Origin of the sequence: Dactylosporangium darangshiense, from assembly GCF_039537565.1 — a bacterium.
Lineage (GTDB): Bacteria > Actinomycetota > Actinomycetes > Mycobacteriales > Micromonosporaceae > Dactylosporangium > Dactylosporangium darangshiense.
The window spans coordinates 318,568-335,409 of sequence record NZ_BAABAT010000005.1 but is presented as its reverse complement, the minus strand read 5'-3'; the positions used below and the strand labels follow the sequence as shown (position 1 = coordinate 335,409).

Genomic DNA, 16,842 nt, shown 5'->3' with positions numbered 1-16,842 from the left:
ATGCCCCGGGCGCGGCCAACGCCGCTGAGTGGGCCATCGGCGGTCCGGAATGCCCCAATTGCCAGCACGCACTAAATCATGAAATGTCGGATTTATCCGGCCTAGCGAAGCGGCCGGATAAATCCGACCGGAACACCGGCGATCAGAGAGCTGCCACGGTGGCGGGCTGGGAGCGTTCCGCGGTCCGCGCGATGTTGCGCGCCATGCCGCCGAAGACGAAGGCGTGGAAGGGGGCCACCGACCACCAGTACAGGTGGCCGGCCAGGCCGCGGGGCAGGAACAGCGCCCGCTGCTCGTACACCGTCCCGCCCCGCTCGTCCGAGGCCGCCCGCATCTCCAGCCAGGCGCGGCCCGGCAGCTTCATCTCCGCGCGCAGCCGCAGCAGCGAGCCGGGGACGATCTCCTCCACGCGCCAGAAGTCGAGGGCCTCGCCGACGTGGAGGCGGCGTGGGTCGCGGCGGCCGCGGCGCAGGCCGACGCCGCCGGCCAGGCGGTCCAGCCAGCCGCGGATCGACCAGGCGAGCGGGAAGGAGTACCAGCCGTTCTCGCCGCCGATCGCCTCGATCACGAGCCACAGGCGCTCCGGCGGGGCGGAGACGTCGCGGGTGCGCTCGTCGCGGTACACGGTGCCGCCCGACCAGGACGGGTCGGTGGGCAGCGGGTCGCTCGGTGCGCCCGGTAGCGCGGCGTTGGCCCAGCGTGTCTCGACGTCGGCGTCGCGGATGCGGCGCAGTGCCAGCGTGACGGCCGGCTCGAAGCCGGTGAGGCCGTCGTGCGGGTCGGGCACGTAGTCGGCGATGTCGTGCTCGTGGCAGACCGCCTCGTGGATGAGGCTGCCGACGAGCGGGCGGGCGATCCGGTTCGGCACCGGCGTGACGAGGCCGACCCAGTGCGACGACAGCCAGGGGCTGAGGGCGCGCGTCGGGATGAGGAGGCGGGGGCGCAGGCCGGCGACCTTGGCATACCGCTGCATGAGCTCGGCATAGGTGAGCACGTCCGGGCCGCCGATGTCGAACGCGCGGTTGACCGGCGGCGGGAACACCGACGCCGCCGAGACCAGGTAGCGCACCACGTCGCGGATCGCGATCGGCTGGATGCGGTTGTGCACCCACGCCGGGGTCACCATCACGGGGAGGCGCTCGGTGAGGTACCGCAGCATCTCGAACGACGCGGACCCGGACCCGATGATGACCGCGGCCCGGAACACGACGGCCGGCACGGCGCTGCGCAGGAAGATGTCGCCGACCTCGCCCCGCGAGCGCAGGTGCGCGGACGCGGGGCCGGTGGGCACGGGGCCGCCGAGGTAGACGATGCGCTCGACCCCGGCGGCCTCGCACGCGTTGACGAAGTTCAGCGCGCTTTGCCGTTCGACGTCCTCGAAGGCGTCCTGGCCAAGGGCGTGCACGAGGTAGTACGCCACCTCGACGCCCCGCAGCGCCTCGAGCAGGCCGGCGTCCGCGGCCACGTCGCCCTCGGCGATCTCCACGTTCGGCGCCCACGGCACGTCGCGCAGGCGGCGCGCGTCGCGGGTCAGGCAGCGCACCTCGTGCCCGGCCGCCAGCAGGCGCGGCACCAGGCGGCCGCCGACGTAGCCGGTCGCGCCGGTCACGAGACAACGCATGACTTCATGCTTACCCTGCGCAATCGGACCCTAGACTCGTTTCATGGGCGACACGTACTGGGGACCCGACTTCGAGGCGCTGCGGAGCACCGACCCGGAGATCGCCGACGTCGTCCTCGCCGAGCTCGGGCGGCTGCGCGGAGGGCTGCAGCTGATCGCGAGCGAGAATCTCACCTCGCCAGCCGTGCTGGCGGCGCTCGGCTCGACGCTCACCAACAAGTACGCCGAAGGCTATCCCGGCCGGCGGTACTACGGCGGCTGCGCCGAGGTGGACAGGGCCGAGTCGCTCGGCATCGAGCGTGCCCGCGCCCTCTTCGGCGCCGAGCACGCCAACCTGCAGCCGCACAGCGGTGCGAGCGCCAACCTGGCGGCGTACGCCGCGCTGCTCATGCCGGGTGACACGGTGCTGGCGATGGAGCTGCCGCACGGCGGGCACCTCACGCACGGCAGCAAGGTCAACTTCTCCGGCAAGTGGTTCGACACGGTCGGGTATCCGGTGCGCCGGGACGACGAGCTCATCGACTACGACGAGGTCCGCGAGCTCGCGCGGGCGCACCGGCCCAAGATGATCATCTGCGGGGCCACGGCGTACCCGCGCCTCATCGACTTCGCGCGCTTCCGCGAGATCGCCGACGAGGTCGGCGCCTACCTCATGGTCGACGCGGCCCACTTCATCGGCCTGGTCGCGGGCGGTGCGATCCCGTCGCCGGTGCCGTACGCCGACGTGGTCTGCGCCACCACGCACAAGGTCCTGCGCGGCCCGCGCGGCGGCATGATCCTGTGCCGGGAGAGCCTCGCGCAGCGCATCGACAAGGCCGTCTTCCCCTTCACGCAGGGCGGCCCGCTCATGCACGCCGTCGCCGCGAAGGCGGTGGCGCTCAAGGAGGCGGCCCAGCCCGCCTACGCCGACTACGCCCGCCAGGTCGTGGCCAACGCCCGGGCGCTCGCCGAGGCGATGGCGGCCGAGGGCATGCGCCCGGTGTCCGGCGGCACCGACACCCACCTGGCGCTGATCGACCTGCGGCCGCTGAAGATCACCGGGCGCGAGGCGGAGGAGCGCTGCGACGCCTCGGGGATCACGCTCAACAAGAACGCCATCCCGTACGACCCGGAGAAGCCGATGACCGCGTCCGGCATCCGGGTCGGCACGCCGTCGGTGACCACGCAGGGCATGAAGGAGCCCGAGATGCGCGAGATCGCCGCGCTCATCGCCGGGGCGCTGCGCGGCGAGGACGTCTCCGCGCGGGTGGCGACCCTCGTGTCGGGCTTCCCCGCGTACCCTTGTCCATCGTGACGAAACGACTGCGCCACCTCCCCACCACGATGGGTGCCACCGGTGTGGTACTCGTGGTCGCGGTCGCCATCGCCTGGCTGGTGGGCGGCGTCACCCCGGCCCTGGGCGCCGCGGCCGGCGTCGGCCTGGTGCTCGTCAGCCACCTGGTGTCCAACCTGGTCGTCGCGTGGGTGGACATGGTGGCCCGGCACCTGCTGCTGCCGGTCGTGCTCATGACGTACATGCTGAAGTTCGCCATCTTCGGCGCGGTGATGTACCGCCTGAACCAGGCGGCCTGGGCTGGCCTGCCGGCGCTGGGCATCACCGTCATCGCCGCGACGGTCGTGTGGATCGGCGCGCAGCTGTACTGGATCCTGCACGCCAAGATCTACTACGTGGAGCTCGAGTCCTAGCAGACGTTGCGGCGCGAGCCGCTCTCGTCCGAGCCCTTCTTCGTCGCGCCGTTGTCCTGCGTCGTCCACTCGACCGTGGTCCGCCACGTCGCGCTCGTGCACCCGGCGGCGGCGGTGTGGCGGCGCTGGCTCACCGGCCGCTCACTCGTGGTGTCGGCGCCGGCGGCGGAGTACGTCTGGCTCGCCACCGTCGTCCACTGCTTGCCGTCGGGGGAGCGCTGCAGGTGCACGGTGTAGGTCAGCTTCTGCGGGCCGGGCCGGTCGCACAGCACCTCGCCGGTCGCCACGACCTGGTTGCCCTGCTTGCCCGGGCGCAAGGGCGACACGGAGCACTGCACGACGGCTTTCCGGATGCCCTGGCGTGCGGCGTCGGATCCGGACGGCGTCCTGGTGATCGCCAGTGCGGCCACGATCAGCAGAAACGCAGCCACGATGTTGCGCATTGTGACCACCCCGCGCACGGACTGTTAAACTCTTCCGATAGCTAACCGGGCGGAGGTGACCATGCGCAACATTCATTCACGCGTCCCCCGCGCGTTGAAATGTCGTGTAGTTGACGCCTTGGGCCCCGTGGGCGTAGTAACGTTTACGGCCGCCGGTTGATGGCCCCGAGGACGGACGTACCCCCGCGCGTCGAGCACGCGGGGGTCGAGTTAATGGCGGGAAAGCCCGGCTGATATCGTCACGGCGTCATGGCGGACAAGCAGCCCGAGAAGCGACCGGACCCCGGCACCAACGCAGGCTGGGCCGCCCTTGGCACGCTCCTCGGCGGTGTCATCGCATGGGGTGGCATCGGCTACGCGCTGGACTGGTGGTTCAACATCCCACGCCACCTCGGCCTGCTCGTCGGCATGATCGTCGGCATCGTCGGAGCGTTGTACATCGTCATGAAGCGGTTTGGTTGAGCGCATGAAGGGTGGATCGGTGGGTCAGCCGACTTTCCTTGCTGAGGGTTTCCCCCCCGGCGTCAAGGATTTCGACTTTCAGAGCTGGATCCCGTCCCTGCGGGACTCGGACTGGGGTCTCGCGTTCACCAAGATCACGTTCATGGTGTGGCTGGCGGTGGCCATCATCATCGTCTTCTTCCTGGTCACCTACCGCAGCCCGAAGCTGGTGCCGGACCGCAAGCAGTGGCTTGCCGAGTCGATCTACGGCTTCATCCGGGAGGGCGTGGCCAAGGACGTCATCGGGCATGAGGGCCTGCGTTTCGCGCCCTACCTGACGACGCTCTTCTGCTTCATCGCGGTCACGAACATCTTCGCGATCATCCCGCTGTTCCAGATCTCGCCGAACTCGCACATCGCGTTCCCCGCGATCCTCGGCATCATCAGCTACGTGATGTTCATCTATCTGGGCATCAAGAAGCACGGCGCCGCGAAGTACTTCCGGACCAACCTCTTCATGCCGGGCATCCCCTGGCCGCTGTACTTCCTGATCACGCCCATCGAGTTCATCTCGACGTTCCTGACGCGCCCGGTCACGCTGGCCGTCCGTCTCTTCGCCAACATGTTCGCCGGCCACCTGATGCTGCTGGTCTTCACGCTCGGTGGTGTGGCGATGCTGGGCAGCGCGAACGTCCTGGTGATGGGCCTGTCGGTCTTCTCGTTCCTGATGGCGATCGTGATGACCTTCTTCGAGGTCATGGTCATCTTCCTGCAGGCGTACGTCTTCGCGATGCTGACCGCCAGCTACATCCAGGGCGCCATCGCTGACGAGCACTGACCACGAAAGTTTTTGCTCCAGCTTCATCAACTGTTCAACCCCGTCGTCACGCGTGACAGTCACGCGCGATCCTCAGGAGGAAACACAAAATGGGTCTTGCTGCAGTCTCCGGACAGCTCGGCGCCCTCGGCTACGGCCTTGCCGCCATCGGCCCCGGCATCGGCGTCGGCATCATCTTCGCCGCCTACATCCAGGCCAGCGCCCGCCAGCCCGAGTCGGCCGGCGCCAACCGGACCTGGCTCATCTTCGGCTTCGCCGTCGTCGAGGCGCTCGCGCTCTTCGGCCTCGTGCTCGCCTTCGCGCTCAGCTAATTCTCCCGCTGGTATCGACTGAGCGACCGGACAGGAGGTGCGCACTATGAACATCATCGCCGCAGGCGACGAGGAGGGTGGCGCGGGCGTCATCATCCCGCATTGGCCCGAGGTCATCGTCGGGACGATCGCCTTCGCGCTGTTGTGCTGGGTGCTGATCAAGTTCGTCTTCCCTCGTATGGAGGCGACCTTCCAGGCACGCGTCCACGCGATCGAGGGCGGTATCAAGCGCGCCGAGGCGGCGCAGGCGGAAGCGAACCGGCTCCTTGAGCAGTACAAGGAGCAGCTCGCCGAGGCCCGCACCGAGGCGGCCCGCATCCGCGACGAGGCGCGCGCCGACGCCACGGGCATTCGCGAGGACATCCTCGCCAAGGCCCGTGAGGAGAGCGACCGCATCATCGCCGCGGGGCGCGACGCCCTGCAGACCGAGCGTCAGCAGATCGTGCGCCAGCTGCGCGCTGAGATCGGCTCGCTCGCGGTCGACCTTGCCGGTCGCATTGTCGGCGAGTCGCTCGAGGACGAGGCGCGCCGCCGAGGCACGGTGGAGCGGTTCCTCGAGGAGATCGGCGACGCCGACGCGGCCGGTGCCGCGGGGCGGCGCTGATGGAGACCACCAACCGCGAGGCCTACGGGGCCGCTGCCGACAAGCTCGCCGAGTTCTCGGCGAGCGCTGACGTTCAGCGGATCGCGACGGCCGCAGACGAGATCCTCGCGGTTGCGGACCTGCTGCGCCGCGAGCCTCGGCTTCGCCGGGCGCTGGCCGACCCGGCCCGCCCGGCCGAAGAGCGGTCCGGCCTGATCAGCTCGATCCTGACCGGCAAGGTCGGGGACGAGTCGGTCGGCCTGGTCGCCGCGCTGGTGTCCGGGCGCTGGTCCGGCCCCGGCGCGTTGCTGGACGGCACCGAGCGGCTCGGCGTGGACGCGCTGCTGTCCGCCGCGGACCGCGCCGGCGAGCTGGCCGACGTGGAGGACGAGCTCTTCCGCTTCAGCCAGATCGTCTCGGGCGACCCCCGCCTGGCCGGCGCGCTCAGCGACTCCACCTCGCCGATGTCCTCTCGCGTCGAGCTGGTGGGCGACCTCCTCAAGGGCAAGGCCAAGCCGGCCACCCTCGGCCTCGCGCGGCTTGCGGTCGCCGGGTTCGGCGGCCGGGGCTTCGACAGCTCGGTGAACCGCCTCGTCGAGCTGGCGGCGGCGAAGCGGGACCAGTCGGTGGCGTACGTGACCACCGCGGTGCCGCTGAGCGACGCCGAGGAGGAGCGCCTGGCCGCTCGCCTGGCCGGACTGTACGGTCGAGGTGTCTCCGTCAAGGTCGACGTCGATCCGCGCATCATCGGAGGCATGCGGGTCAAGGTCGGCTCCGACCTGTACGACGGCACGGTCTCCCGTCGTCTCGCCGAGGCGAAGACGGCGCTCGCGAAGTAATTTCCCCGAAGCTTTGTTACTCCAGATAGAAGGTTGAGGATGGCCGAGCTGACCATCTCCTCGGACGACATTCGGGGCGCACTCGAGCGCTACGTCTCGTCCGTTGACTCAAAGATCTCCCGCGAGGAGGTCGGCGTCGTCTCGTACGCCGGCGACGGTATCGCCCAGGTCGAGGGCCTGCCCTCGACGATGGCCAACGAGCTGCTCGAGTTCGAGGACGGCACCCTCGGCGTTTCGCTCAACCTCGACGTGCGCGAGATCGGCGTCGTCGTCCTCGGTGCCTTCGAGGGCATCGAGGAGGGCCAGCAGGTCAAGCGGACCGGCCGCGTGCTCTCCGTTCCGGTCGGCGACGCCTTCCTGGGTCGCGTGGTCAACCCGCTGGGCGAGCCCATCGACGACCGCGGCGACATCCCGAACGAGGGCTTCCGCGAGCTCGAGCTGCAGGCCCCGAACGTCATGGCCCGCCAGCCCGTCAAGGAGCCGCTGCAGACCGGCATCAAGGCCATCGACGCCATGACCGCCATCGGCCGCGGCCAGCGCCAGCTGATCATCGGCGACCGCAAGACCGGTAAGACCACGGTCGCGCTCGACACGATCATCAACCAGCGCGACAACTGGCGTTCGGGCGACCCGAAGCGGCAGGTGCGCTGCATCTACGTCGCCATCGGCCAGAAGGCCTCCACGATCGCCGCCACCCGCGGCATCCTGGAGGAGCAGGGCGCGATGGAGTACACCACCATCGTCGCCTCCCCGGCGTCGGACCCGGCCGGCTTCAAGTACCTCGCCCCCTACGCCGGTTCGGCCATCGGCCAGCACTGGATGTACGGCGGCAAGCACGTCCTGATCGTCTTCGACGACCTGACGAAGCAGGCCGAGGCGTACCGCGCCGTGTCGCTGCTGCTGCGCCGCCCGCCGGGCCGCGAGGCCTACCCGGGTGACGTCTTCTACCTGCACTCGCGGCTGCTGGAGCGCTGCGCCAAGCTCTCCGACGAGCTCGGCGGCGGCTCGATGACCGGCCTGCCGATCATCGAGACCAAGGCGAACGACATCTCGGCGTACATCCCGACGAACGTCATCTCCATCACCGACGGCCAGATCTTCCTGGAGTCGGACCTGTTCAACCAGGGTGTCCGCCCGGCCATCAACGTCGGCACCTCGGTGTCGCGCGTCGGCGGCTCGGCCCAGGTCAAGGCCATGCGCTCCGTCGCCGGCCGCCTGCGGCTGGACCTGGCGCAGTACCGCGAGCTCGAGGCGTTCTCCGCGTTCGCCTCCGACCTGGACAAGGCCTCCCGCGCGCAGCTGGAGAAGGGCGCCCGCCTGGTCGAGCTGCTCAAGCAGCCGCAGTACTCGCCGTTCCCGGTCGAGGAGGAGGTCGTCTCGGTCTGGGCCGGCACGACGGGCCAGCTCGACGACATCCCGGTGAGCGACGTGCGCCGCTTCGAGGGCGAGTTCCTGCAGTACCTGCGCTCCAACCGCAAGGAGCTGCTGACCACGATCGCCGAGTCGCGGGTCCTGGACGACGACACCGCCGCCGGGCTGACCGACGCCGTCAAGAACTTCAAGCAGGCGTTCGCGGCCAAGGTCGACGACCTGCACGTCAAAGAGGCGCCGGCCAAGGCCCTCGAGGGTGAGCAGGCCCGCGAGACAGTGACCCGCCAGGTCCGGAAGTCGGGCTGACGCATGGCCGGTCAGGTACAGGCACTGCGCCGTCGGATCCGCACGGTCAAGTCGACCAAGAAGATCACGAAGGCGCAGGAGCTCGTCGCCACGAGCCGCATCGGCAAGGCGCAGGAGCGGGTCGCCGCTGCGCTGCCCTACGCCGACGCGATCACGGGCGTGCTGACGGCGCTGGCGAGCAACTCGAACGTCGACCACCCGCTGCTGGTGCCGCGCAAGCAGGTCCACCGGGCCGGCGTGCTGGTGGTCACCAGCGACCGCGGCCTCTGCGGCGGGTACAACGCCAACGCGATCCGCACCGCGGAGCAGCTGATCTCGAAGCTGCGCCAGGACGGTAAGCAGGTGGCGCTGTACGTCGCCGGGCGCAAGGGCGTGGCCTACTACCGCTTCCGCGGTCGCGAGATCGCCGGGAGCTGGACGGGCTTCTCCGAGCAGCCGCGGTACGACAACGCGGCCGAGATCGGCGAGACGCTCATCGAGGCCTTCGTCAACGGCGCCGACGACTCGCTCGAGGGCCCCGGCCCGGACGGTGTGCTCGGCGTGGACGAGCTCTACATGGTGAACACGCAGTTCCGCTCCCTGATGACCCAGAGCCCTGTCGCGCGGATCGTCGCGCCGATGGAGGTCGAGGAGCACGAGGTGAGCGGGCCGCTGCCGGCCTACGAGTTCGAGCCGGAGGCCGAGCAGCTGCTCCAGTCCCTGCTGCCGAAGTACATCAACACGCGCATCTTCGCGGCGTTGCTGGACTCTGCGGCCAGCGAGTCGGCTGCGCGCCGGCGGGCCATGAAGAGCGCCTCCGACAACGCCGACGACCTGCTGAAGCGGTACACGCGTGAGATGAACTCCGCGCGGCAGGCGGCGATCACCCAGGAAATCAGTGAGATCGTCGGCGGCGCCAACGCGCTGGCGGCGGCGGGAAGTGATGTGTGATGACTGCACCAGCAGACACCAAGACCGCGGTCGGCCGCGTGGTCCGGGTCATCGGCCCGGTCGTCGACGCCGAGTTCCCGCGTGACGCCATGCCCGACATCTACAACGCGCTCCACGTCGACGTGACCCTCTCCGGGGGCACCAAGACGCTGACGCTCGAGGTCGCGCAGCACCTCGGCGACAACATGGTGCGCGCCATCTCCATGCAGCCCACCGACGGCCTGGTCCGCGGCACCGAGGTGCGCGACACCGGCAGCGGCATCTCGGTGCCGGTCGGCGACGTGACCAAGGGCCACGTGTTCAACGCCCTCGGCGACGTGCTCAACGCCGACGCCTCGAAGCTCGACATCCAGGAGCGCTGGGAGATCCACCGCCCGGCGCCCGCGTTCGCCGAGCTCGAGCCGAAGACCGAGATGCTGGAGACCGGCATCAAGGTGCTCGACCTGCTCGCGCCGTACGTGCGCGGTGGCAAGATCGGCCTGTTCGGCGGCGCCGGCGTGGGCAAGACGGTGCTCATCCAGGAGATGATCATCCGCGTTGCCCGCAACTTCGGTGGTACGTCGGTGTTCGCCGGCGTGGGTGAGCGCACCCGCGAGGGCAACGACCTCATCCTGGAGATGGCCGAGGGTGGCGTCCTGGACAAGACCGCGCTGGTCTTCGGCCAGATGGACGAGCCGCCCGGCACCCGTCTGCGGGTCGCGCTCGCCGCGCTGACCATGGCGGAGTACTTCCGCGACGTGCAGAACCAGGAGGTGCTGCTCTTCATCGACAACATCTTCCGGTTCACCCAGGCCGGCTCCGAGGTGTCGACGCTGCTGGGCCGCATGCCCTCGGCCGTCGGTTACCAGCCGACCCTGGCCGACGAGATGGGTCAGCTGCAGGAGCGCATCACCTCCGTGCGGGGCAAGGCCATCACCTCGCTCCAGGCGATCTACGTGCCCGCCGACGACTACACCGACCCGGCGCCGGCCACCACGTTCGCCCACCTGGACGCGACGACCAACCTCGAGCGGTCGATCTCCGACAAGGGCATCTACCCCGCCGTCGACCCGCTGGCGTCCTCCTCGCGCATCCTCGCGCCGGAGTTCGTCGGCGCCGAGCACTACGGCGTCGCCCGCGAGGTGCAGCGGATCCTGCAGAAGTACAAGGACCTGCAGGACATCATCGCCATCCTCGGCATGGACGAGCTGTCCGAAGAGGACAAGGTGACGGTCGGTCGCGCCCGGCGCATCGAGCGGTTCCTGTCGCAGAACACCTACGCCGCCGAGCAGTTCACCGGCGTGCCGGGCTCGACCGTGCCGCTCAAGGAGACGATCGAGTCGTTCAAGAAGATCAGCGAGGGCGAGTACGACCACTTCCCCGAGCAGGCCTTCTTCATGTGCGGCGGTCTCGAGGATCTCGAGCGCAACGCGCACGAGCTCATGAAGGACTGATTGATCTCAGTGGTACTACGGGAAGGCGCGCCATCGGCAACGGTGGCGCGCCTTCGCCGTACCGAATGAAGATCTGAAATTTTCGGCAAAGGCGCTTCATCGGGCGGTGACGTGCGTCACGCTCTGAAGTGGCCCTTGCCCGGCTCCAGGCGCGCCGTCCCAGTACTTGTATCGCCACTTGTGCCAACGTGGCGAGGCCCACTGCTCGGCGCGTCGGATGATTGACTAGACTCGGCCAAACCGAATACGCACACGAGGAGTAACTAGCGTGGCGAGGCAGCTGCACGTCGATGTCGTAGCCGTCGAGGAGAAAGTCTGGTCCGGCGACGCGGACATGGTCGTGGCGCGCACGACCGAGGGTGAGCTCGGCGTCCTCTACGGACACACGCCGCTGCTCGGCCAGCTGGCCGAAGAGGGCCAGGTGCGCATCAAGCAGAGCGGCGGCTCGGAGATCGCCTACGACGTGGCCGGCGGGTTCATCTCCGTCACCGGCACCGGGGTGACGATCCTCGCTGAGAGCGCCGTCGCCGTATCCGCCTCCTCCGCAGCGCACTGACGACCTGGCCAGGGGTGCGTAGGTGAGGATCGTCGAAGGTATCGGCATCGGCGTCCTCCTCCTGCTCGCCGCCCTGGCGGTGCTGTTCCTGCGCCGCCTCGTGATCGCCCGGAAGGGCGGCACGATCGAGCTCGGCGTCCGGCTCAGCACCATCCTGCCGGGCCGCGGCTGGTCGGCCGGCCTCGCCCGCTTCGTGGGTGACGACCTGCGCTGGTATCGCATCTTCAGCTTCTGGCCGGGCCCGCGTCGCGTGCTTTCGCGACGCGGGCTCGCTGTCGATCGCCGCCGCACCCCGGACGCCGCCGAGCTGCTCGTGCTCCCGCCGGACTGGGTGATCGTGCGCTGCGTCAGCCGCCAGGCCCCGGTCGAGATCGCGATGGCCGAGCGGGCGCTCACGGGCTTCCTGTCCTGGGTCGAGGCGGCGCCACCGGGGGACCCCACCCCGGAGACGCGCCCCTACCGCTACCGCGCGGGCTGACCGCCGCCCGGCACCCACTTCACGTCGCCGCCCGGGTTGGCCACGCGGCACAGGATGAAGAGCAGGTCGGAGAGCCGGTTCAGGTACTGCAGCGCCACCTCGTTGGTGCGCCGCTCATCGACCTCCCACAACGCCCAGGCGCTGCGTTCCGCCCGCCGGCTCACCGTGCGGGCCACGTGTAGCAGGGCCGCGCCCGGGGTACCGCCCGGCAGGATGAAGGAGTCCAGCTTGGGCAGGGTCTCGTTGAACTCGTCACACCATTGCTCCAACCGCTCCACCTGCTCGGCCGTGACCCTCAGCGGCGGGTGGGCCGGCTCCGCGATGATCGGGTTGCACAGGTCCGCGCCGACGTCGAACAGATCGTTCTGGACCACCCGCAGCACCGCGGCAACCCGTTCGTCCAGCGAGCCGAGCGCCAGAGCCACGCCGATCGCGGCGTTGGCCTCGTCGACGTCGGCGTACGCGACGATGCGGGGGTCGGTCTTGGACACCCGCGAGAAGTCACCCAGTCCCGTGGTACCGGTGTCGCCGGTCTTCGTGTAGATGCGCGTGAGGTGAATGGCCATGGTTTTCACGGTACGGAATCCCCCTACGATGGCGGACGTGGACGTGATCCGTGTTGTGGGCGGGGCCCGGCTCGCCGGTGACGTATCCGTGGTCGGCGCGAAGAACTCGGCCCTCAAGCTGATGGCCGCAGCGCTGCTGGCCACCGGCCGCACCGTGCTGACGAACGTGCCGCGCATCACCGACATCGCCATCATGGCCGAGGTGCTGCGCCGCCTCGGCTGCGACGTCGAGCAGGACGACGACCGCGTCGTCATCGACGTGCCCGAGGAGCTCGGCACCGAGGCCGACTACGACCTGGTGCGCCGCCTGCGCGCCTCCATCTGCGTGCTCGGCCCCCTGCTGGCCCGGCGCGGCCACGTGCGCGTCGCGCACCCCGGCGGTGACGCGATCGGCTCCCGCGGCCTGGACATGCACGTCGAGGGCCTGCGCCGCATGGGCGCCGACATCTCCGGCGAGCACGGCTTCGTCATCGCCACCGCCCCGAAGCTCCACGGCGCCACGATCTGGCTCGACTTCCCGTCGGTCGGCGCCACCGAGAACCTGCTCATGGCCGCCGTCCTGGCGGCCGGTCGCACCGAGATCGACAACGCGGCCCGCGAGCCGGAGATCGTCGACATCTGCCGCATGCTCATCGACATGGGCGCCGACATCACCGGCGCCGGTTCCTCGAGCCTCGTCATCCAGGGCGTGCCGGAGCTGCGCCCGGTCGAGCACCGCACGGTCGGCGACCGCATCGTGGCCGGCACGTGGGCCTTCGCCGCCGCCATGACCCGCGGCGACGTCACGGTCCACGGCATCGACCCGTCGTTCCTGGAGATCGCCCTCGACAAGGTGGTCACGGCCGGCGGCGAGGTCACCACGGCCCTCGACTCGTTCCGAGTCGTCATGCCGACCCGCCCGAAGGCCGTCGACGTGGTCACCCTGCCGTTCCCCGGCTTCGCCACCGACCTGCTGCCCATGGCGGTCGGCCTGGCGTCGGTGAGCGAGGGCTCGTCGCTGGTGACCGAGAACATCTTCGACGGCCGCTTCATGTTCATCAACGAGATGTCCCGCCTGGGCGCCGACATCCGCACCGACGGCCACCATGCCGTGGTCCGCGGCAAGGACCGCCTCTCCGGCGCCCCGGTGACGGCCACGGACATTCGCGCGGGCGCGGGCCTGGCGATCGCGGGCCTCTGCGCGGACGGTGTCACGGAGGTACGCCACGTGCACCACATCGACCGCGGCTACCCGAGCTTCGAGTCCGACCTGCGCGCGCTGGGCGTCGAGGTCTCCCGCGCCTTGGCTCCGCCGGACCAGTTCGACTTCTGACCCGCGGCGCGTGCGAGGCACCCGGTGCTGGCATGCGCCGGCACCGGCGCCTCGCCTGTTGGCGCCACCCGTCGCGCGCCGTCGCCTGCTGGTGCCGCCCGTCGCGAGGTGGCGTGCGCGGCGTCGCCGAGCAGCACGGCCCGGCCGCGGTGCCACGTCGGCGCGCTCGGGATGTCCTCGAGCCCGCCGGTGATGACGAGGTCCTCCGGTGCGCCATCGTCAGTGCGAGGTCCGCGCCGTGCACCCCTTCCGCACCGATTTATCTCCGGGCGGGGTATAAATCCGACAAGTCGTGGCGCGGAGCGCCCGACTTGTCGTAAAAACCTCCTGGCGGGCTAGGAGCTGATCAGGTGGCGGGCGCGGCCCGGCCTGTCAGGTACATGAGGGGCACATTTCACAGCCTGCCATCGAGTTGTCCCGTCGGGAGGCGGATAACGTCAACGGCGTTCACGACGACGTGGAAGGGAACGGGAACGAGCATGGCTGGTCGTCTTGCGGTGATCGGGGCGGGGCTGATGGGGGCGGGGATCGCCCAGGTCGCCGCGCAGGCGGGGTGGGAGGTGACGCTGCGGGACCTGAACGACGAGGCGGTCCAGCGCGGGCTCACCGGCATCCGGAAGAGCCTGGAGAAGTTCGCGAGCAAGGGGACCATCGCGGCGCAGGACGTCGACGCGGCGCTGGCGCGGATCACGCCGACGACCGATCTCGACGCGGCCGGCGAGGCGGACATCGTGGTCGAGGCGGTGTTCGAGCGGCTCGACGTCAAGCATGAGGTGTTCCGGGCGCTGGACAAGATCTGCAAGGCGGACGCGGTGCTCGCCACCAACACCTCGGCGATTCCGGTGACCCAGATCGCCACCGCGACCGAGCGGCCGGAGCAGGTGGTCGGGACGCACTTCTTCTCGCCGGTACCGGTGATGAAGCTCTGCGAGCTCGTCCGCGGCTACAAGACGAGCGACGAGGCGCTGGCCACGGCGCGCGCGTTCGCCGAGGAGATCGGCAAGACGTGCATCGTGGTCAACCGGGACGTCGCCGGGTTCGTCACCACGCGGCTCATCGCGGCGCTGGTCGTCGAGGCCGTCAAGCTGGTGGAGAGCGGCGTGGTCAGCGCCGAGGACCTGGACCTGGCGTGCAAGCTCGGGTTCGGGCACGCGATGGGGCCGCTCGCCACGACCGACCTCACCGGGGTCGACGTGCTCTACCACGCGGCCAAGAACATCCACACGGACACCGACGACGCGAAGTTCTTCCCGCCGGAGCTGCTGGCCCGCATGGTCGTCGCCGGGGACCTCGGGCGTAAGACCGGCAAGGGCTTCTACACGTACTCGTGAACCTGCCACCTCCGCGGGCGCCGGCCGGTGCCCGCGGAGGCGATCAGCCCCGTTGCGGGTCTTGGCACAACGGACGCCGGGATTCCTCGCGGGAGGAACGGTCGTCAGTTGCACGGACCCGAGCAGGGATGAGGCTTTTAGTCTCGTTCCGTCCATCGGAACGTGAGCAGGCACAGCACCAGTCCCGCCACGATCCAGCCCCCGAGGACCAGCGCGATCGTCCCGTGCTGCCAGGCGTGCGACGGCTCGTTTGCGGCGAAGTCGTCCGGCAGGAACACCGAGCGCATGCCCTGGGTCATCCACTTGAGCGGGAAGACCGAGGCGATGCCGCGCATCCAGGTCGGCAGCTGGGCGTACTGGAAGAAGACGCCCGAGATGAACTGCAGCACGATCGCGACCGGGGTGACGACGGCGGGGCCGCTGCGCCCGGAGCGCGCCAGCGAGGAGAACGCGATCCCGCACAGCGTGCACGCGCTGATGCCCAGCAGCGCCACCCAGCCGAACGTGAGCCACCGGCCCGCGGTCGAGGGCAGCTTGACGCCGAAGAACAGCGCGGCGACCGAGACCAGCAGGACCGTCTCGACCAGGCCGATGGCCAGGACCATGACGACCTTGCCGATGAAGTACGCCGCCCGGGGCATCGGCGTGCCGCGCAGCCGCTTCAGGATGCCCTTCTCGCGCTCCATCGGGATCTGGATCGCCAGGCTCTGGAAGCCCGTCGACAGCAGCCCGGCGGCGATCATGCCGGCCGCGAAGTACTGAGTGAAGGTCACGCCGGGCTTGATCTCGCCGCCGAAGACCGCGCCGAAGACGGTCAGCAGGATCAACGGGAAGGCGAGGGTGAAGACCACCGACTCGCGGCTGCGCAGGAACTGCTTGATCTCCAGGCCGCCGCGCAGGAGGCCGAGCCGCAACGTGTTCATTCGCCGGCGCCGATCATCCGCAGGTACACATCCTCGAGGCTCGGTCGGGTCACGGTGAGGCCCGGCACCTCGCCGCCGAACTGCTCCGCGAGGCGGGCGACGAGCGCGGTGGGTGTCTCGGTGCGCTCGGTGGCCGGCCCGTCGGGGCCCTGCCAGCCTACGGTGACGCCGCCCTGCCCGCGCCCGCCGAGGCGGTCGGGGGAGTCGACCGCGATGAGCTTGCCGCCGGAGAGCACGCCCACCCGGTCGGCGAGCGCCTCGGCCTCGTCCAGGTAGTGCGTGGTGAGCAGGATCGTCGTGCCGCTCCCGGCCAGGTCGCGGATGAGGCCCCAGAACTCGCGGCGCGCCTCCGGGTCGAAGCCCGTGGTCGGCTCGTCGAGGAAGAGCAGCTCGGGGCGGCCGATGATGCCCAGCGCCACGTCCAGGCGGCGCTTCTGCCCGCCGGAGAGGGTGCGGGTGCGCTCGTCGCGCTTCTCGGCCAGCCCGACCCGCTCGACGATCTCGTCGGGGTCGGCGGCGGAGGGGTAGTAGTTGGCGAAGTGGTGCACCACCTCGCGCGCGGTGAGGTCGTCGAACTCGCCGGTGCTCTGCAGCACCACGCCGACACGGGCCCGCCAGGCCTCGTCGGCCTGGTGCGGGTCGACGCCGAGCACCCGCACGTCGCCGGAGGTGCGCTTGCGGAAGCCCTCGAGGATCTCCACGGTCGTGGTCTTGCCGGCGCCGTTGGGCCCGAGGAGCGCGAACACCTCGCCGGCGCGGACGTCGAGGTCGACACCGTCCACCGCGACATGCTTGCCATACGCCTTGTGTAGCCCGCGCACCGTGATCGCATCCGTCACGGCGACCACTATAGGCGGTGACAACTTTCACCGCC

The 16,842-nt window shown here is 69.9% G+C and carries 19 protein-coding genes; 14 read left to right on the top strand and 5 right to left on the bottom strand.

The genetic code is table 11. The features are described 5' to 3' along the window. Positions 1-142: 142 nt before the first annotated feature. On the bottom strand, positions 143-1,621 hold the full coding sequence (locus ABD901_RS13820) for an SDR family oxidoreductase (protein WP_345125430.1): 1,479 nt from the start codon (positions 1,619-1,621) through the stop codon (positions 143-145). A gap of 43 nt (positions 1,622-1,664) precedes the next feature. Between ABD901_RS13820 and ABD901_RS13815 the strand changes: the two genes are divergently transcribed. Next, a complete protein-coding gene (locus ABD901_RS13815; protein ID WP_345125428.1) occupies positions 1,665-2,915 on the top strand; it encodes a serine hydroxymethyltransferase in 1,251 nt (416 codons plus the stop codon). Further along, on the top strand, positions 2,912-3,307 hold the full coding sequence (locus ABD901_RS13810; RefSeq protein ID WP_345125425.1) for a Cg1360 family ATP-synthase-associated protein: 396 nt from the start codon (positions 2,912-2,914) through the stop codon (positions 3,305-3,307). The genes ABD901_RS13815 and ABD901_RS13810 overlap by 4 nt, the downstream gene beginning before the upstream one ends. Here the strand turns inward: ABD901_RS13810 and ABD901_RS13805 are convergent. Then, on the bottom strand, positions 3,304-3,750 hold the full coding sequence (locus ABD901_RS13805) for a hypothetical protein (protein WP_345125422.1): 447 nt from the start codon (positions 3,748-3,750) through the stop codon (positions 3,304-3,306). The genes ABD901_RS13810 and ABD901_RS13805 overlap by 4 nt on opposite strands. A 249-nt stretch (positions 3,751-3,999) precedes the next feature. On the opposite strand from ABD901_RS13805, the gene ABD901_RS13800 reads away from it, so the two are divergent. The 10 genes from ABD901_RS13800 to ABD901_RS13755 all read left to right on the top strand — a co-directional run bounded on the left by ABD901_RS13800 (position 4,000) and on the right by ABD901_RS13755 (position 11,836). Beyond that, positions 4,000-4,212, top strand: a complete 213-nt coding sequence (locus ABD901_RS13800; RefSeq protein WP_345125421.1) for a hypothetical protein — start codon at positions 4,000-4,002, stop codon at positions 4,210-4,212. Between the two features lie 19 nt (positions 4,213-4,231). Continuing rightward, positions 4,232-5,029, top strand: a complete 798-nt coding sequence (gene atpB, locus ABD901_RS13795; protein ID WP_345125419.1) for a F0F1 ATP synthase subunit A — start codon at positions 4,232-4,234, stop codon at positions 5,027-5,029. An 89-nt stretch (positions 5,030-5,118) separates the two neighbouring features. Then, positions 5,119-5,340, top strand: coding sequence for an ATP synthase F0 subunit C (atpE, locus tag ABD901_RS13790; protein ID WP_345125417.1), 222 nt, complete (start codon positions 5,119-5,121; stop codon positions 5,338-5,340). 46 nt (positions 5,341-5,386) lie between these two features. Beyond that, positions 5,387-5,944 (top strand): F0F1 ATP synthase subunit B, encoded by a 558-nt coding sequence (locus ABD901_RS13785; protein WP_345125415.1) that lies wholly within the window; start codon positions 5,387-5,389, stop codon positions 5,942-5,944. After that, the gene (locus ABD901_RS13780) at positions 5,941-6,762 is read left to right on the top strand and encodes a F0F1 ATP synthase subunit delta (RefSeq protein WP_345125588.1); all 822 of its coding nucleotides are present in this window, start codon (positions 5,941-5,943) and stop codon (positions 6,760-6,762) included. The genes ABD901_RS13785 and ABD901_RS13780 overlap by 4 nt, the downstream gene beginning before the upstream one ends. Positions 6,763-6,801: 39 nt before the next feature. Continuing rightward, entirely contained in the window at positions 6,802-8,439 is a 1,638-nt protein-coding gene (gene atpA / locus ABD901_RS13775) for a F0F1 ATP synthase subunit alpha (protein WP_345125413.1), read from the top strand. A gap of 3 nt (positions 8,440-8,442) precedes the next feature. Next, positions 8,443-9,369, top strand: a complete 927-nt coding sequence (locus tag ABD901_RS13770) for a F0F1 ATP synthase subunit gamma (RefSeq protein ID WP_345125410.1) — start codon at positions 8,443-8,445, stop codon at positions 9,367-9,369. After that, positions 9,369-10,802 (top strand): F0F1 ATP synthase subunit beta, encoded by a 1,434-nt coding sequence (gene atpD, locus ABD901_RS13765; RefSeq protein WP_345125408.1) that lies wholly within the window; start codon positions 9,369-9,371, stop codon positions 10,800-10,802. Before ABD901_RS13770 ends, atpD begins: the two co-directional genes overlap by 1 nt. A gap of 268 nt (positions 10,803-11,070) precedes the next feature. Further along, positions 11,071-11,358 (top strand): F0F1 ATP synthase subunit epsilon, encoded by a 288-nt coding sequence (locus ABD901_RS13760; protein ID WP_345125405.1) that lies wholly within the window; start codon positions 11,071-11,073, stop codon positions 11,356-11,358. Positions 11,359-11,380: 22 nt separating this feature from the next. Next, the gene (locus tag ABD901_RS13755; RefSeq protein WP_345125402.1) at positions 11,381-11,836 is read left to right on the top strand and encodes a DUF2550 domain-containing protein; all 456 of its coding nucleotides are present in this window, start codon (positions 11,381-11,383) and stop codon (positions 11,834-11,836) included. On the opposite strand, the gene ABD901_RS13750 is transcribed toward ABD901_RS13755, so the two are convergent. After that, positions 11,821-12,402 carry a cob(I)yrinic acid a,c-diamide adenosyltransferase gene (locus ABD901_RS13750; protein ID WP_345125399.1) on the bottom strand — a complete coding sequence of 194 codons (582 nt, stop codon included), beginning with the start codon at positions 12,400-12,402 and terminating at the stop codon, positions 11,821-11,823. The two genes, ABD901_RS13755 and ABD901_RS13750, sit on opposite strands and share 16 nt — an antisense overlap. Before the next feature lie 28 nt (positions 12,403-12,430). Here ABD901_RS13750 and murA point away from each other — a divergent pair, with 28 nt between their 5' ends. Continuing rightward, the gene (gene murA, locus ABD901_RS13745) at positions 12,431-13,714 is read left to right on the top strand and encodes a UDP-N-acetylglucosamine 1-carboxyvinyltransferase (protein ID WP_345125397.1); all 1,284 of its coding nucleotides are present in this window, start codon (positions 12,431-12,433) and stop codon (positions 13,712-13,714) included. A 479-nt stretch (positions 13,715-14,193) separates the two neighbouring features. Continuing rightward, positions 14,194-15,045, top strand: coding sequence for a 3-hydroxyacyl-CoA dehydrogenase family protein (locus ABD901_RS13740; protein ID WP_345125394.1), 852 nt, complete (start codon positions 14,194-14,196; stop codon positions 15,043-15,045). 137 nt (positions 15,046-15,182) lie between these two features. Here the strand turns inward: ABD901_RS13740 and ABD901_RS13735 are convergent, their stop codons facing one another. Beyond that, entirely contained in the window at positions 15,183-15,968 is a 786-nt protein-coding gene (locus tag ABD901_RS13735) for an ABC transporter permease (protein WP_345125392.1), read from the bottom strand. Next, positions 15,965-16,807 carry an ABC transporter ATP-binding protein gene (locus ABD901_RS13730; protein ID WP_345125386.1) on the bottom strand — a complete coding sequence of 281 codons (843 nt, stop codon included), beginning with the start codon at positions 16,805-16,807 and terminating at the stop codon, positions 15,965-15,967. The genes ABD901_RS13735 and ABD901_RS13730 overlap by 4 nt, the downstream gene beginning before the upstream one ends. Positions 16,808-16,842: the final 35 nt, after the last annotated feature.

Bases quoted from the DNA above. Each gene is read 5' to 3' on its own strand.
- ABD901_RS13770 (WP_345125410.1), top strand. From the start codon at position 8,443: ATGGCCGGTCAGGTACAGGCACTGCGCCGTCGGATCCGCACGGTCAAG.
- murA (WP_345125397.1), top strand. From the start codon at position 12,431: ATGGCGGACGTGGACGTGATCCGTGTTGTGGGCGGGGCCCGGCTCGCC.
- atpD (WP_345125408.1), top strand. From the start codon at position 9,369: ATGACTGCACCAGCAGACACCAAGACCGCGGTCGGCCGCGTGGTCCGG.
- atpA (WP_345125413.1), top strand. From the start codon at position 6,802: ATGGCCGAGCTGACCATCTCCTCGGACGACATTCGGGGCGCACTCGAG.
- ABD901_RS13740 (WP_345125394.1), top strand. From the start codon at position 14,194: ATGGCTGGTCGTCTTGCGGTGATCGGGGCGGGGCTGATGGGGGCGGGG.
- ABD901_RS13800 (WP_345125421.1), top strand. From the start codon at position 4,000: ATGGCGGACAAGCAGCCCGAGAAGCGACCGGACCCCGGCACCAACGCA.
- ABD901_RS13750 (WP_345125399.1), bottom strand. From the start codon at position 12,402: ATGGCCATTCACCTCACGCGCATCTACACGAAGACCGGCGACACCGGT.
- atpE (WP_345125417.1), top strand. From the start codon at position 5,119: ATGGGTCTTGCTGCAGTCTCCGGACAGCTCGGCGCCCTCGGCTACGGC.
- ABD901_RS13820 (WP_345125430.1), bottom strand. From the start codon at position 1,621: ATGCGTTGTCTCGTGACCGGCGCGACCGGCTACGTCGGCGGCCGCCTG.
- ABD901_RS13805 (WP_345125422.1), bottom strand. From the start codon at position 3,750: ATGCGCAACATCGTGGCTGCGTTTCTGCTGATCGTGGCCGCACTGGCG.
- ABD901_RS13815 (WP_345125428.1), top strand. From the start codon at position 1,665: ATGGGCGACACGTACTGGGGACCCGACTTCGAGGCGCTGCGGAGCACC.
- ABD901_RS13735 (WP_345125392.1), bottom strand. From the start codon at position 15,968: ATGAACACGTTGCGGCTCGGCCTCCTGCGCGGCGGCCTGGAGATCAAG.
- ABD901_RS13785 (WP_345125415.1), top strand. From the start codon at position 5,387: ATGAACATCATCGCCGCAGGCGACGAGGAGGGTGGCGCGGGCGTCATC.